The following is a 12,499-nucleotide window of genomic DNA, read 5'->3' on the forward strand; positions in this document are numbered from 1 at the left end:
TGCGGCGCTTCAGCGCGGCGCGAACGGTTTTTTCACGGTTTTCAGGAGGGCGCGCTGGATGGTCTCATTGCCGGCGACGACCGAGCCGTTGTCGAGCATGTCCTGTCCGCCGTCCATGTCGGAGGCGAAGCCGCCCGCTTCGCGGATCAAGAGCAGGCCGGCGGCGATGTCCCAGGCCGACAGGCCGACTTCCCAGAACCCGTCCATGCGGCCGGCGGCGACGTAAGCGAGATCGAGCGAGGCCGAACCCAGGCGCCGGACGCCGGAAACCTCGGCCATGACATTGCGTAATTCGATCAGGAAGTTGCCATGCTGGCCACGCCCCAGATGCGGCACCCCGCAGCCGATGACGGCGTCGACGAGCTTGGTGCGGCCGGCGACACGCAGGCGGCGATCGTTCATGAAAGCGCCGCCGCCGCGTTCGGTCGTATAGAGCTCGTCCATGGCCGGGTTGTAGATCACGCCGGCCACGATCTGGCCCTGGCGCTCGAGCGCGATCGAGACAGCGAAAAGCGGAATGCCGTGCAGGAAATTGGTGGTGCCGTCGAGCGGATCGACGATCCAGCGGTGCTGGCTGTCATCGCCGGCGATCGTGCCGCGCTCTTCCATCAGGAAGCCGTAACCGGGCCGCGCCTTCGACAGTTCGGCAAAGACAATGTCCTCGGCCTTGCGGTCGGCCTGGCTGACATAGTCGCCCGGCCCCTTCATCGAGACCTGCAGGTTCTGGACCTCGCCGAAATCGCGTGACAGCGAGCGGCCGGCCTTCATTGCGGCTTGGACCATGACGTTGAGAAGGGCTGAGCGTGCCATCGTAACTCTTCCTGCTGCCGCGCTTTAACCTTTATCCTGATGCGTGTCGGTGACCCAAAACCGGGGCCACTTTTGGGCGACCTGCATCAGTCGGCGCGGCGCATATAAGTGATTTCATTGGTATCGACGACGATACGCTCCCCCGCGCCGATGAAGGGCGGCACCAACACGCGGATGCCGTTTTCCAGCACCGCGGGCTTGTAGGAAGAGGCCGCCGTCTGGCCCCTTACCACCGGGTCCGCCTCGGTGATGGTCAGCGTCACCTGGTCGGGGAGCGAAATGCCGATCGGCCTTTCCTCGTAGAGCTGGACCGTCACCATCATGCCATCCTGCAGGAAAGCGGCGCGGTCGCCAACGAAATCCTTCGCCAGCTCGAGCTGCTCGTAGCTCTCGGTGTCCATGAACACCAGGGCGTCGCCCTGCTCGTAGAGAAAGGAGAAATCCTTGAGATCGAGCCGGATCTGCTCGACCGTCTCGGCCGAACGGAAGCGCTCGTTCAGCTTTGTGCCGTTGATGAGGTTCTTCAATTCGACCTGGTTATAGGCGCCGCCCTTGCCCGGCTTGACGGTGTTGGTCTTGACGGCCACCCACAGGCCGCCATCGTGCTCGATGACGTAGCCGGGACGGATTTCGTTGCCGTTGATCTTGGCCATGATGATGTGATCCGGGAATGAGATTTTTTCGCGGGACAAGCGATTTCGGGCCCCCAAGACCACAAAACACCCAAAGAGGCAAGGGAGGGGGCAGGATGGGCCGAGTTACGGGGCGACGCGCCGGCCGATTTCGCCAACCGCCATCAAGGCAGGCGGTTTGCCTTCTGCAAAGCCTGCTTGGTCTGGTCGTCGCTCAGCCCTTGCAGGAAATCGTCCATCTCGGGGTCGATTAGGCCGGCGCGGCGGGCGACGATGTACCAGGCGCCGGCAAGCACGAGGTCCGGCTCGGTGCCGATGCCTTGCATATAGAGTTTCGCCAGGCGGTTCTGGGCGGCGACATTGCCGCCTTCGGCGGCCTGCTTCATCCAGCCGAAGGCGGATTTCAAATCACGCCCGCCGCCGCGGCCCTCGATCATCCAGGTGGCGAGGTCGAGCTGCGCGGTGTCGTAGTTTTGCCGCGCGGCCTGAGCCAGCAGGCGCCGGGCCTGGGCGTCGTCGCGCGATTTGCCGCCTACGCCGTTGGCATAGATCTGCGACATCGCATACTGGGCATCGGCGAGGCCGGTCGCCGCGGCGCGCTCGTAATAGGTCACTGCCTTGGCGATGCCGGCGTCGCCGGGGTCCTGCTGGACCAGCATTTGCGCGAAATTGAATTGCGCCAGCCGGTTGCCCGCTTCGGCGGCGGCCTGCATTAGTGCATAGGCTTCCTTTTCGTCCTTTTTGACGTAGCGGCCGTCGAGCAGCATCAGCGCATATTGGAACTGCGATTCCGGAACCCCTTGCTCGGCGGCGGCGGCGTACCATTTCGCCGCTTCGGCCGCGTTGAGGGGCACTCCCAGTCCGCGTGACAGGATCTCGGCCACCAGCGTCTGTGCCGCCGGGTCGCCGTTTTGCGCGCGCACCAGCGCGAGGTTGTAGGCGGTCTTGTAGAGCCCGCGCTGGAAAGCGCCGTAGGCCGCATCCGCCGGCTTGGCGCCGAAGCGGTCGGGATTGATCGCGTCGGCCGAAGGCAATGGCGCTGGCTCGGCGGTGGTGGCGGGCTGCGGCAACTGCTTTTCGATCGGCTTGTCGGTATGCACGCCGGCATTCGGCTTAGGGTGCGGCGAAGGAATCGTTTCGGCGGCAGCGGCCTGAATCATGACCGCGGCAAGCAGGGCCTGAAGGGGAAGCCTTGCCGAAGACATGTCAGTCCTCGAAGCGCGGTGCGGTTTCGTCGAGCAGCGCATTGGCCTGTGCGATCGCCGCTTTGGGATCGACGCCGTCGGCGAACACCGCGCTCGACAGGGCGACAAACTCGGCGCCTGTATCTGCGACGGTTTCGATCGAAGCGAGCTCCGACCCGGCCATGACGATGCAGGGGATCCGGATCATCTGCGCCCACCATCGCCCCAGCGCCAGGTTGCGCGGATGCGGATCGGGCTTGTTGTCGTAACCGAAGCGGCCGAAGAAAATGTAGTCGGGCCTGACTTCGCCGAGTTCGAGCGCGTCATCACGCGTCTTGGCGCCGCCGGCGCCGACCATCATTTTTGCCTGGAAATGCTCGACCGTCTCGGCAAGCTCGGCCTTGGAGACCTCGACGTGGATGCCGTCGGCCTGGACACGCCCGGCGATGCGCGTATCGCCGGCAATGACGACCGCGATGCCGGCTGCCTGTGCCGCCGGCACGATTTCGGCGGCGAAGGTCTGGAAGGAGGCTTCGTCCCTGCCGTTCTGCGGCAGGATCAGCGAGGCGACATCGCCACCGTCGAAGGCCGAGACAATATGGGCGGCCGGCACGCCGGATGGCGCGATCAGCACGATGCGGCAGCGATTGGGGGGCGTTGCTTCGTTCATGGTACTCGATCCCGGGTTTCGCCTATGCCGGGCGAAGATGGTTGGATTGCGGCATAGAGCAAAGTGCCCGCTTTGAACAGGCGGGCAGGCGGGATCGCTATTTTGACCGCCGAGGCGCCGGCGATTGGCGTTACTCGATCGGTTGCGGACCTGCCGCGGCAGGCCTCGGCTTCCACAATGTCCAGCCGAGATTCATGCCGGCGGCCGCGATCAGGATGGCGACGGCGCCGACGAGCTGGCTGAGATGCAGGCGATGGCCGAATGCCGTGACGTCGACCAGGATCGCAACGATCGGGTAGATGAAGGACAGCGATCCCTGCAGATGCGTCGGCAGCTTCTGGATGGCGCCATACATCAGGATGTACATCAGGCCGGTGTGGACGATGCCGAGCGTTGCCAGCATGGCCCAACTCCAGGCGTCGGTCGGAAGATGCGAGAGATTGGCGAAGGGCGCCAGCATCAATACGCCGACACAGACCTGGACGAACGCGATGAGATGCGGCGGCGTGCCCTTGAGCTTCTTGGTGAGGATGGCAGCGACGGCCCAGAAGAAGGCAGCGGCCAGCGCCATGACGATGCCGGCGAAATAGTTGGTGCCGACATCGCCGGCATCGGGGGCAGCCTCGACGATCAGCACCATGCCGGCGAAGGCGATTGCCAGCCAGGTCAATTTCGTCAGGGTCAGCCGCTCGCCGAAGAAGAGCGCGCCGAAGCCGACCAGCATGAAAGGCTGGGTATTGTAGACGGCCGTGGCGATCGAGATGGACGCGCGCGAGAATGCGCTGAACAGCAGCAGCCAGTTGACGACGATGGCTGCGCCACCGAGGGCCGCGATGGCGAAAACACGAAGCGACAGCCTGTCGCGCAAAAGGCCGAGGCCGGCGCAGATGAAGAGCAGCGTCACCGCGCCGAAAGCGCAGCGCCAGAACACCACATCCATGATAGGCTGGCCGGACAGGACAACGAACCATCCGATCGTTCCCAGGATCGCCATTGCGGCGGACATTTCGATCGTCCCACGGACTGTATCGTTCACGGCAAACCTCCGAAGCGTTGCGGGCATAATCTCATGCGGCTCGGGGGGTTTCCATGAAACTAGAAAGGCGATAAGCTTTTTTCTCCTAATTTAAATAGGCATCGCTGTAGAAATCCTGAGAATGTAAAATGCTTGACGAGCTCGACCGACGCCTCCTCGAAATCCTGGTGAGGGATGCGCGGACTTCGCTGAAGGAGCTGGCCGGCCAGGTCGGGCTGTCGTCGCCGAGCGTTTCGGAGCGGCTGAGGCGGCTCGAGGAGCGCGGCGTGATCAGGGCTTTCACCGTCGAGATCGACCCGCTGGCGCTCGGCTACACATTGCAGGCGATCGTGCGCATCAAGCCGCTGCCGGGCAAGCTGCACATCGTCCAGAAGCTGATCGAGGAGATCGCCGAATTCGGCGAATGCGACAAGGTGACGGGGGACGACTGCTTCGTCGCCAGGCTGTTCGTGCGTTCGATCGGCGACCTTGACGGTATCCTCGATCGCATCGCCGACAAGGCCGAGACCAGCACCGCCATCATCAAGGCGCAGCCGATCCGGCGGCGGCCGCCACCGCTCGGCGCATGACCGGTCCGCGTTTCTTGACTCTGCCTGGCGGTGGTGGAAATGCGTGCCGGCTCCGCCAGTCAGGCATATGAACAACGAGGAAAGAACATGGCGCAGAATGTCTACGATCAGCCGGATTTCTTCGCAGGCTACAGCCAGCTCGGCCGGTCCGTCGAAGGGCTGGAGGGCGCCGCCGAGTGGCCGGCGCTGCGCGCGATGCTTCCCGATGTCGGCGGCTTGCGAATCGTCGATCTTGGTTGCGGTTTCGGCTGGTTCTGCCGCTGGGCTCTTGAACACGGGGCCAAGGAGGTTCTGGGTCTCGACCTGTCGGAAAAGATGCTCGCCCGGGCGCGTGCCGCCGACCCGGATGCCGGCATCGTCTACGAGCGCGCCGATCTAGATGAACTCAGCCTGCCGCGGACGGCTTTCGATCTCGCCTACAGCTCGTTTGCCCTGCACTATGTCAGCGATGCCGCGCGGCTGTTCCAGACCGTCCACCAGTCCCTGGTCCCCGGCGGGCATTTCGTCTTCTCGACGGAGCATCCGATCTATATGGCGCCGACCCATCCCGGCTGGTCTGTCGATGCCGAAGGCCGCAAGACATGGCCCGTCGACCGGTATCTGGTGGAGGGACCGCGCAAGACGGACTGGCTGGCCAAGGGAGTTGTGAAACATCACCGCACGATCGGCACCACGCTCAACACGCTGATCCGGTGCGGCTTCACCATCGAGCATGTTGAGGAATTCCGTCCGACGGACGCGCAGATCGCGGCCAAGCCCGAACTGGCGGAAGAGCTCGAGCGGCCGATGTTCCTGCTGGTCTCGGCCCGGCGATAGATCAGAGCAGAATGGGCCGGCCTTGCTGTGGCGAGACCCATATTTGCTGTCGCTCCGCTCAGGAATCTGGGCTATTCAGGCGTTGACGCGCTTTCCCTCCAGACCAGTCCCTCCTTCATGTCAGGCCTGCTTTCCGATCCGTGGTTCTATGCGGCCGCCGTCCCGGCGGTCATTCTGGTAGGTCTGTCCAAGGGCGGATTTGGCGGCGCGGTCGGTTTCGTCGGCGTGCCGCTGATGGCGCTGACCATGCCGCCGGTGCAAGCGGCGGCCATCCTGCTGCCCATCCTGTGCCTGATGGACATCGTTTCGGTCTGGACGTGGTGGGGCGTCTATAACAGAAAGATGCTGGTCGACATGATGCCCGGCGCGGTGATCGGCATCGGTCTCGGTTGGCTGACGGCCGCACTGGTCACCGAGGAGGCGGTGCGGCTGATCGTCGGCGCCGTCGCCATCATTTTCGTGCTGCGCTGGCTCTATCTGAAGTACCGCCACGGCGCCGACCATGCGGCGCAGCCCAACCGCGTCGCCGCGGCCCTCTGGGGCACGGTCGCCGGCTTCACCAGCTTCGTCGCCCATGTCGGCGGCCCGCCCTTTCAGGTCTACGCGCTGCCGATCCGGCTTGACCCGAAGGTGTTGTCCGGCACGGCGGCGATCTTCTTTGCCGCCACCAACGCGCTGAAGCTCGTTCCCTATTTCGCGCTCGGCCAGTTCGACAGCACCAATCTGACCGCGTCGGCGGTGCTGATGCCGCTGGCGCCGCTATCCACCATCGCCGGCGCCTGGCTGGTGCGCCGCATGCGTCCGGAGATATTCTATCCCTTCACCTATGCGACGGTGGCCGTCGTCGCGGTGAAGCTTCTGTGGGACGGGATCGCCGGCCTGATGTAGCCGGGACCTTTTTCGCCTGCCTCAGGCGACGCCCGGCACCATGCGCCTTGGCCGGCCGAGCGCCAGGGTGGCGCCAGCCGCCAACACAAGCACCATGGCGGCAAGGACCGTGAAGTCGTCGATGGTCGGCTTCAGCACCATGTCGGCGATGATGACCAGCATCACCGCATAGTCGAAGCGCGCCGCCCGCAGGATGCGCTGGCCATAGGCTAGGGCGGCCGGCGTCACGCCATCCCTGGCGATCATCGCGCCCATACGGTCGGCGCTCGGCTTGAAGACAAACATGCCGATCGAGAAGGTGGTGGCGTAGCCGGCAAGACCGATCAGGATCCACAATTGCGAGAAGCCGACCCAGAACCAGCACATGATCAGCCCGAAGGCCAGCGTCAGCATCGACATCGGCGCGAAGAAGCGGTTTCCCAATTCGCCCGTGGCCTGCATTGCCTGCAGCGTTCCCTGGATGTTTCCCGAGCGGTCGGCAAGCGTCGCCAGCACCATCAGCGCGAAGCCGCCGCCGACCCACAGGGTCGCCGAAAGTATGTGCAGCAATTTGACGATCGAATACCAATCCATGGCTGTCTCCCCGGTGCCCGATGTAGCGAAGGAAGCGAGCCGTCGCCCGCCCACCGCTTCGATGGCCAAGCGTTTATCGCCGCGCCTGTTTCGGAACGATGTCGTGAAAAAACCAGTTCTGTTTCAAATGCCGGCTAACGTAAGGAGCCGCTGATATTGCGAGCGCGCCTTCCGGTTTTCTGCTATTGTGAGTGGCGTCCGGGGGCGCGACATCGTCCAGAAACAGTGCCGATGCTAGTGCGCCCGCGCCGGGAGCCCGGTGGCGAGAGCAATCGCCTGACGATCAACCCTTTCCCGAACACGGGAAAGGCAACTCGGGGGAAAGATATGCAAGGGGTAGCACGGAATTTCTTCACGCTGGCCGTTATCTATGCGCTGTGCGGCATGGCGCTAGGCCTGTACATGGCGATCAGCCAGGACCATGGCCAGATGCCGACCCACGCTCATACGATGGTCGCTGGATGGCTGATGTCGGCGGTCTTCGCCTTCTTCTATCATCTGTTTCCGGCGGTCGGACAGAAGACGGTTGCCGTCGTTCACTTCTGGCTGACCGCAATCAGCGGCATCGGCCTTTTGATCGGGCTCTACTTCCTGCTTGGCGGCAATGCCGCGATCGAACCGCTGGTGGCGGCGTCTTCGATGGGTTTCTACGCGGCCTTGCTGCTGTTTGCCTTCATTGCCTTGCCGGCGGTCTGGAAAACGGCCTGAGTCGAGGCTCGGCATATCCTTCAGGAACTGTGCTGTTACGGCACAGTGACGCGGGGTTCGCTCAAAAAACATCGGCGCCGTTAAGAGTTCATTAAGCTTTACAGGCGTTTACTATGCGCATCCAGTGATCTGGATTCTTACCGAGTGGTTGGAGCCACTTTGTTTGACGCCTCCCTGTTAAACTCCTGAGAGCCGCCTTATCCGCGGCTCTTTTTTTGTCCGCTTTCCAGCGACACGGTCCGCCCCGGATCGCGTTAACCTTCTGTTAAACATGTGCTTGCCTTCACCCCGGACGAAGCGCATTTTCAAGCTTCAGTTATGTAGGGTTCCGGGTGTATCGGCAGTAAGTCGAATCGGCCGGTTGCAAGTGCAGGGGCGTATCAATGAACGAGCCTTCGAAGGGCAGCGCGAAAACCGTCAAGCTGGCGGAACGTCGGGTCTTTTCGCACTCCTTCAAACCGCTCTACCAGGAAGGCATGGGGCTGGTCGAACAGGCGGCGGAGTATCTCGACGGGAAGGGCCGGGCCGAAGCCAAGAAGCTGTCGCGGCTGGCGGCCACGCTTTATGCGGCTGAATCGATGCGGCTAACCACGAGGCTGATGCAGGTCGCCTCGTGGCTGCTTCTGCAGCGCGCCGCGAATTCCGGCGAGATGACCCGCGATCAGGTCGCGTCGGAAAAGTCCAAGGTGCGCCTCGACACCGCCTCCGCCCATGACGAGGCGGCCGGCTGGGCCGAACTGCCCAAGGATTTCCTCGACCTCGTCAACCGGTCGCTGCGCCTGCAGGCACTGGTGCGCCGCATGGACGAGGAGATCTACGGTGCCGGCGCGGTGGTCGACATGCAGCCCATGAGCCGCCGGCCCAATCCGGTCTCGGACCAGATCAGCCTGCTCAATACGGCTTTCGCCCGCAACTAAGGCTGTCGGAGCATTTCTGGTCCGGCAGGCTGCCGTTTCCGGTTTGTTCACATTTCGCTGGCATCGCTGTCTCCGGGAGGTAGAGTAACCGGATGGGGGACGCGATTCGCATCATCGGTATCGATCCGGGGCTCAGGCGCACCGGCTGGGGCATTGTCGAAAGCCTCGGCAATTCGCTGCGCTTCGTCGCGTCCGGCACCGTGCGTTCCGAAGACAAGGCGGCGCTGGCGACGCGGCTGTGCCAGTTGCATGATGGGTTGGCTGGAATCCTGCATACGGCCATGCCGCATGAGGCGGCCGTCGAACAGACCTTCGTCAACAAGGATGCGGTCGCGACGCTGAAGCTTGGCCAGGCGCGCGGCATCGCCATGCTGGTGCCGGCGCGCGCCGGCTTGGTCGTTGCCGAATATGCACCCAATGCGGTCAAGAAGGCGGTGATCGGCGTCGGCCATGGCGACAAGAAGCAGATCCACATGATGGTGAAGGTGCTGCTGCCGAAAGCGACCTTCGACACCGAACATGCCGCCGACGCGCTCGCCATAGCCATTTGCCACGCGCATCACCGGCAAAGCGTCGCCTATCTCCTGAAACGCACCCATGAGGGCCTATCTTCCATGAAAGATCTGGCATGATCGGCAAGCTCAAGGGTACGCTCGACGAGATCGAGGAGGACCACTGCCTCGTCGACGTGCATGGCGTCGGCTACGTCGCCTACTGCTCGGCGCGCACGCTTGCCGCGCTGCCTTCGCCCGGCGAAGCGGTGGTGCTGTTCGTCGAGACCTATGTGCGCGAGGACATGATCCGGCTCTACGGCTTCCAGTCGGTGCTGGAGCGCGAATGGTTCCGGCTGTTGATGAGCAATGTGCAGGGCGTCGGCGCCAAGGTGGCGCTGGCCATCCTGTCGACGCTGGCGCCGGCCGACCTTGCCAACGCGATCGCGCTGCGCGACATCGCCATGGTGTCCCGCGCGCCCGGCGTCGGCAAGAAAGTGGCCGAGCGCATCGTTACCGAATTGAAGAACAAGGCGCCGGCCTATGCCGGTGCCGCCTCGGGCACGATCGGCTTGAAGCAGGAGCTCGGAGAAGGCGTGGCAGCCGCGCCGATCACAGACGCGGTCTCGGCCCTGGTCAATCTCGGCTATTCCCGCGACACCGCCGCGAATGCGGTGGCGGCGGCACTGAAGACGGCGGGCGAGGAGGCGGACGCGTCGAAGCTGATTCGCTTCGGGCTCAAGGAACTGGCGCGGTGAGCGCACGCTTGTCCGGTTCCCGGCCATATGCAAGGAAGGCGGCATGAGCCTTTCCCCCCGTCTCATCGCTCCGGAAAAACGCGGCGAGGATGCCGATCAGAGTTTGCGGCCGCAGACGCTTGACGATTTCGTCGGCCAGGCGGCGGTGCGGGCCAACCTCAAAGTGTTCATCGAGGCCGCCAAGGGCCGCAAGGAAGCGCTCGACCATGTGCTGTTCGTCGGTCCTCCCGGGCTCGGCAAGACGACGCTGGCGCAGATCATGGCGCGCGAGCTCGGCGTCAACTTCCGCTCGACCTCCGGACCGGTCATCGCCAAGGCCGGCGATCTCGCCGCACTCTTGACCAATCTCGAGGAAGGCGACGTCCTGTTCATCGATGAGATCCACAGGCTGAACCCGGCGGTGGAAGAGATCCTCTATCCGGCGATGGAGGATTTCCAGCTCGACCTGATCATCGGCGAGGGCCCGGCGGCGCGCTCGGTCAAGATCGACCTTGCCCGTTTCACGCTGGTGGCCGCCACCACGCGGCTCGGCCTGCTCACCAATCCGCTGCGCGACCGCTTCGGCATCCCGGTGCGGCTCAACTTCTACACGGTCGAGGAACTGGAGCAGATCGTGCGGCGCGGCGCACGCATCCTGCAAATGCCGCTCGGCGATGACGGCGCGCTGGAGATCGCGCGGCGCGCGCGTGGCACGCCGCGCATCGCCGGCCGGCTGTTGCGCCGCGTGCGCGATTTCGCTTCGGTTGCCGGCGATGGTCATGTGAACCGCTTGATCGCTGACGAAGCCTTGACCCGGCTGGAGGTCGACGCGCTCGGCCTCGATGCGCTCGACCGCCGCTATCTTTCGATGATCGCGCGCAATTTCGGCGGCGGGCCGGTCGGCATCGAGACGATCGCCGCCGGCCTGTCCGAGCCGCGCGACGCCATCGAGGACATCATCGAGCCTTATCTCATCCAGCAGGGTTTCATCCAGCGCACGCCGCGCGGCCGGGTGCTGACGGCCAATGCCTGGCGCCATCTTGGCCTCGACGCGCCGAAGGACCTGGCGCAACAGCAGATCAATTTGTTTCAGGAAGAATAGCGGCCCCCTCGGCGGCATTCCGGCCGGCGATCGAGCGTCCGCAACAGCTTTGCGGCGTGCGACCGGAGATCTTGCTGATCGGTCCCGGCGGGGCGGAGCAACGGCGCTCAGTGAAGCGACCGGATCACGTTTATCACGTCGGGCTCGGCCTTGTCGCTATTGAAGGCGTCGACGATGCCGAAGGCGCCGCCGTAACTCCACACCGACCAGGAGAAGCCGTGCGCCTCGGCGCGTGCGATCATGTCCCGGACATAGGCGGCGCGATATCCGGCCGGCATCACATGGGGATTGCCGTATTCCTGGCGGATCATGCCGAACTCGCCCAACGTGACGTTTTCCGGCTTGATGCCGTTGGCCTTCGCCCAGGCATCGACGGCCTTGAACGGCGCATCCATGAGGCCAAGCAGCTTGGCGTCGGTGTCCATGCTGGCGACCTGCTCGTCGAGATAGGCAAGCAGGCCGCCCTGCCGCGCCCATGGCGCCTCGGCCTTGATCCTGGCGCGGATGGTGTCGAGCGTGACGTCGAGTTCAGCCCGCGGCACCGCGGTCAGCGGGTAGGGCAGGCCGGTCACATAGGGAATGAAATCGCCGGCCCAGGTCGCGCCCTGATGGGTAAGCAGGAACGGATCGTAGGAATGGAAGGTCCAGATGACGTTGTCGTCCGGAATCGCCTTCGGATCGATTTTTTCCAGCGACGACGCCGCGGAATAGCAGGCCCCGGTCAGCACAAGCGTCAATCTCGTCGCCGAAGAGCGCGCCGCGGCGAACAATCTCTGCTGGCGTTGCGGCCACAGGCTGGTGCCGTCGGCGTCGCAGTCGACGATCGGTTCGTTCATCGGCTCGAAGGCGACTTGCGCCGGATCTTCCCCGGCGAGCATGCGCGCCATCTTGCGCACCACCTCGACATAGGCATCGAATGTCGCCGGGTTGTTCATCACCTCGGCCATACCGATCTTGCGCCCGCCGCCGGCGGGGATCAGGTGCATGTCGACGACAACCTTCAAGCCGGCGCGGTTGATCATGCGGACAGAGTCCAGCACGCTGGCATAGAGATCGTCGCGCAACGCCATACTCTTTTCGGAGAGGAAGGGCGAAGGATCGACCGGCATGCGCAGGAAATCGAAGCCTGCATCCTTCAAGGCCTCCAGATCGTCGGCCTTGAGAAATCTGCGCCATTCCGGGTAGGGCAGGATGGCCTTGGCGTCGCCCCACCGGTCTTCGCCCGGCCAGGTCACCCACTGGTCGAGATTGAGCCCGCGCTTCATCGAGAAGGTCGCGGCCTGGCCAGGCCCGACCAGAGCCATTAGCACGAACAGCGCCCTCACCAAGGTCTTGATCATCGTCGTCAACAGTGCCATCCGATGCC

Annotated in this window: 15 protein-coding genes; 8 read left to right on the forward strand and 7 right to left on the reverse strand. The window is 64.0% G+C overall.

Annotated features, from left to right (window positions below):
- Positions 1–9: 9 nt before the first annotated feature.
- The 5 genes from FJ964_RS13565 to FJ964_RS13585 form a co-directional block, all read right to left on the reverse strand.
- On the reverse strand, positions 10–810 hold the full coding sequence (locus tag FJ964_RS13565) for an inositol monophosphatase family protein (protein ID WP_140550840.1): 801 nt from the start codon (positions 808–810) through the stop codon (positions 10–12).
- A gap of 86 nt (positions 811–896) precedes the next feature.
- Positions 897–1,463: an elongation factor P gene (gene efp, locus FJ964_RS13570; RefSeq protein WP_140493174.1), complete on the reverse strand. Its 567-nt coding sequence runs from the start codon at positions 1,461–1,463 to the stop codon at positions 897–899.
- A gap of 143 nt (positions 1,464–1,606) precedes the next feature.
- Positions 1,607–2,647, reverse strand: a complete 1,041-nt coding sequence (locus FJ964_RS13575; RefSeq protein WP_140550841.1) for a tetratricopeptide repeat protein — start codon at positions 2,645–2,647, stop codon at positions 1,607–1,609.
- Between the two features lies 1 nt (position 2,648).
- On the reverse strand, positions 2,649–3,296 hold the full coding sequence (locus FJ964_RS13580) for a thiamine phosphate synthase (protein WP_140550842.1): 648 nt from the start codon (positions 3,294–3,296) through the stop codon (positions 2,649–2,651).
- A 130-nt stretch (positions 3,297–3,426) separates the two neighbouring features.
- Positions 3,427–4,332, reverse strand: a complete 906-nt coding sequence (locus tag FJ964_RS13585) for a DMT family transporter (RefSeq protein ID WP_140550843.1) — start codon at positions 4,330–4,332, stop codon at positions 3,427–3,429.
- Between the two features lie 128 nt (positions 4,333–4,460).
- On the opposite strand from FJ964_RS13585, the gene FJ964_RS13590 reads away from it, so the two are divergent.
- From FJ964_RS13590 to FJ964_RS13600, 3 genes are all read left to right on the forward strand, one after another.
- Entirely contained in the window at positions 4,461–4,901 is a 441-nt protein-coding gene (locus tag FJ964_RS13590) for an Lrp/AsnC family transcriptional regulator (protein ID WP_140550844.1), read from the forward strand.
- 87 nt (positions 4,902–4,988) lie between these two features.
- Positions 4,989–5,717 (forward strand): class I SAM-dependent methyltransferase, encoded by a 729-nt coding sequence (locus FJ964_RS13595; RefSeq protein ID WP_140550845.1) that lies wholly within the window; start codon positions 4,989–4,991, stop codon positions 5,715–5,717.
- 117 nt (positions 5,718–5,834) lie between these two features.
- A complete protein-coding gene (locus FJ964_RS13600) occupies positions 5,835–6,605 on the forward strand; it encodes a sulfite exporter TauE/SafE family protein (protein WP_140493196.1) in 771 nt (256 codons plus the stop codon).
- Positions 6,606–6,626: 21 nt separating this feature from the next.
- Here the strand turns inward: FJ964_RS13600 and FJ964_RS13605 are convergent, their stop codons facing one another.
- Complete coding sequence (locus FJ964_RS13605; protein ID WP_140550846.1) at positions 6,627–7,178, reverse strand: DUF2269 family protein; 552 nt, start codon at positions 7,176–7,178, stop codon at positions 6,627–6,629.
- Between the two features lie 327 nt (positions 7,179–7,505).
- On the opposite strand from FJ964_RS13605, the gene FJ964_RS13610 reads away from it, so the two are divergent.
- The 5 genes from FJ964_RS13610 (at position 7,506) to ruvB (ending at position 11,133) form a co-directional block, all read left to right on the forward strand.
- Positions 7,506–7,886, forward strand: a complete 381-nt coding sequence (locus tag FJ964_RS13610) for a cbb3-type cytochrome c oxidase subunit I (RefSeq protein WP_140550847.1) — start codon at positions 7,506–7,508, stop codon at positions 7,884–7,886.
- Positions 7,887–8,269: 383 nt separating this feature from the next.
- Entirely contained in the window at positions 8,270–8,803 is a 534-nt protein-coding gene (locus FJ964_RS13615) for a DUF1465 family protein (RefSeq protein WP_140493205.1), read from the forward strand.
- 92 nt (positions 8,804–8,895) lie between these two features.
- Positions 8,896–9,435, forward strand: a complete 540-nt coding sequence (ruvC, locus tag FJ964_RS13620) for a crossover junction endodeoxyribonuclease RuvC (protein ID WP_140550848.1) — start codon at positions 8,896–8,898, stop codon at positions 9,433–9,435.
- Positions 9,432–10,052 carry a Holliday junction branch migration protein RuvA gene (gene ruvA, locus FJ964_RS13625; protein ID WP_140550849.1) on the forward strand — a complete coding sequence of 207 codons (621 nt, stop codon included), beginning with the start codon at positions 9,432–9,434 and terminating at the stop codon, positions 10,050–10,052. Before ruvC ends, ruvA begins: the two co-directional genes overlap by 4 nt.
- A 43-nt stretch (positions 10,053–10,095) precedes the next feature.
- On the forward strand, positions 10,096–11,133 hold the full coding sequence (ruvB, locus tag FJ964_RS13630) for a Holliday junction branch migration DNA helicase RuvB (RefSeq protein WP_140493220.1): 1,038 nt from the start codon (positions 10,096–10,098) through the stop codon (positions 11,131–11,133).
- A gap of 107 nt (positions 11,134–11,240) precedes the next feature.
- On the opposite strand, the gene FJ964_RS13635 is transcribed toward ruvB, so the two are convergent.
- Positions 11,241–12,491: a cellulase family glycosylhydrolase gene (locus FJ964_RS13635; RefSeq protein ID WP_140550850.1), complete on the reverse strand. Its 1,251-nt coding sequence runs from the start codon at positions 12,489–12,491 to the stop codon at positions 11,241–11,243.
- Positions 12,492–12,499: the final 8 nt, after the last annotated feature.

The organism is Mesorhizobium sp. B2-3-2 (assembly GCF_006442295.1).
Classification (GTDB): Bacteria; Pseudomonadota; Alphaproteobacteria; order Rhizobiales; family Rhizobiaceae; genus Mesorhizobium.

Bases quoted from the DNA above. Each gene is read 5' to 3' on its own strand.
- FJ964_RS13610 (WP_140550847.1), top strand. From the start codon at position 7,506: ATGCAAGGGGTAGCACGGAATTTCTTCACGCTGGCCGTTATCTATGCG.
- FJ964_RS13605 (WP_140550846.1), bottom strand. From the start codon at position 7,178: ATGGATTGGTATTCGATCGTCAAATTGCTGCACATACTTTCGGCGACC.
- FJ964_RS13575 (WP_140550841.1), bottom strand. From the start codon at position 2,647: ATGTCTTCGGCAAGGCTTCCCCTTCAGGCCCTGCTTGCCGCGGTCATG.
- FJ964_RS13580 (WP_140550842.1), bottom strand. From the start codon at position 3,296: ATGAACGAAGCAACGCCCCCCAATCGCTGCCGCATCGTGCTGATCGCG.
- FJ964_RS13590 (WP_140550844.1), top strand. From the start codon at position 4,461: ATGCTTGACGAGCTCGACCGACGCCTCCTCGAAATCCTGGTGAGGGAT.
- FJ964_RS13565 (WP_140550840.1), bottom strand. From the start codon at position 810: ATGGCACGCTCAGCCCTTCTCAACGTCATGGTCCAAGCCGCAATGAAG.
- FJ964_RS13600 (WP_140493196.1), top strand. From the start codon at position 5,835: ATGTCAGGCCTGCTTTCCGATCCGTGGTTCTATGCGGCCGCCGTCCCG.
- FJ964_RS13615 (WP_140493205.1), top strand. From the start codon at position 8,270: ATGAACGAGCCTTCGAAGGGCAGCGCGAAAACCGTCAAGCTGGCGGAA.
- ruvA (WP_140550849.1), top strand. From the start codon at position 9,432: ATGATCGGCAAGCTCAAGGGTACGCTCGACGAGATCGAGGAGGACCAC.
- ruvB (WP_140493220.1), top strand. From the start codon at position 10,096: ATGAGCCTTTCCCCCCGTCTCATCGCTCCGGAAAAACGCGGCGAGGAT.
- FJ964_RS13635 (WP_140550850.1), bottom strand. From the start codon at position 12,491: ATGGCACTGTTGACGACGATGATCAAGACCTTGGTGAGGGCGCTGTTC.
- efp (WP_140493174.1), bottom strand. From the start codon at position 1,463: ATGGCCAAGATCAACGGCAACGAAATCCGTCCCGGCTACGTCATCGAG.
- ruvC (WP_140550848.1), top strand. From the start codon at position 8,896: ATGGGGGACGCGATTCGCATCATCGGTATCGATCCGGGGCTCAGGCGC.
- FJ964_RS13595 (WP_140550845.1), top strand. From the start codon at position 4,989: ATGGCGCAGAATGTCTACGATCAGCCGGATTTCTTCGCAGGCTACAGC.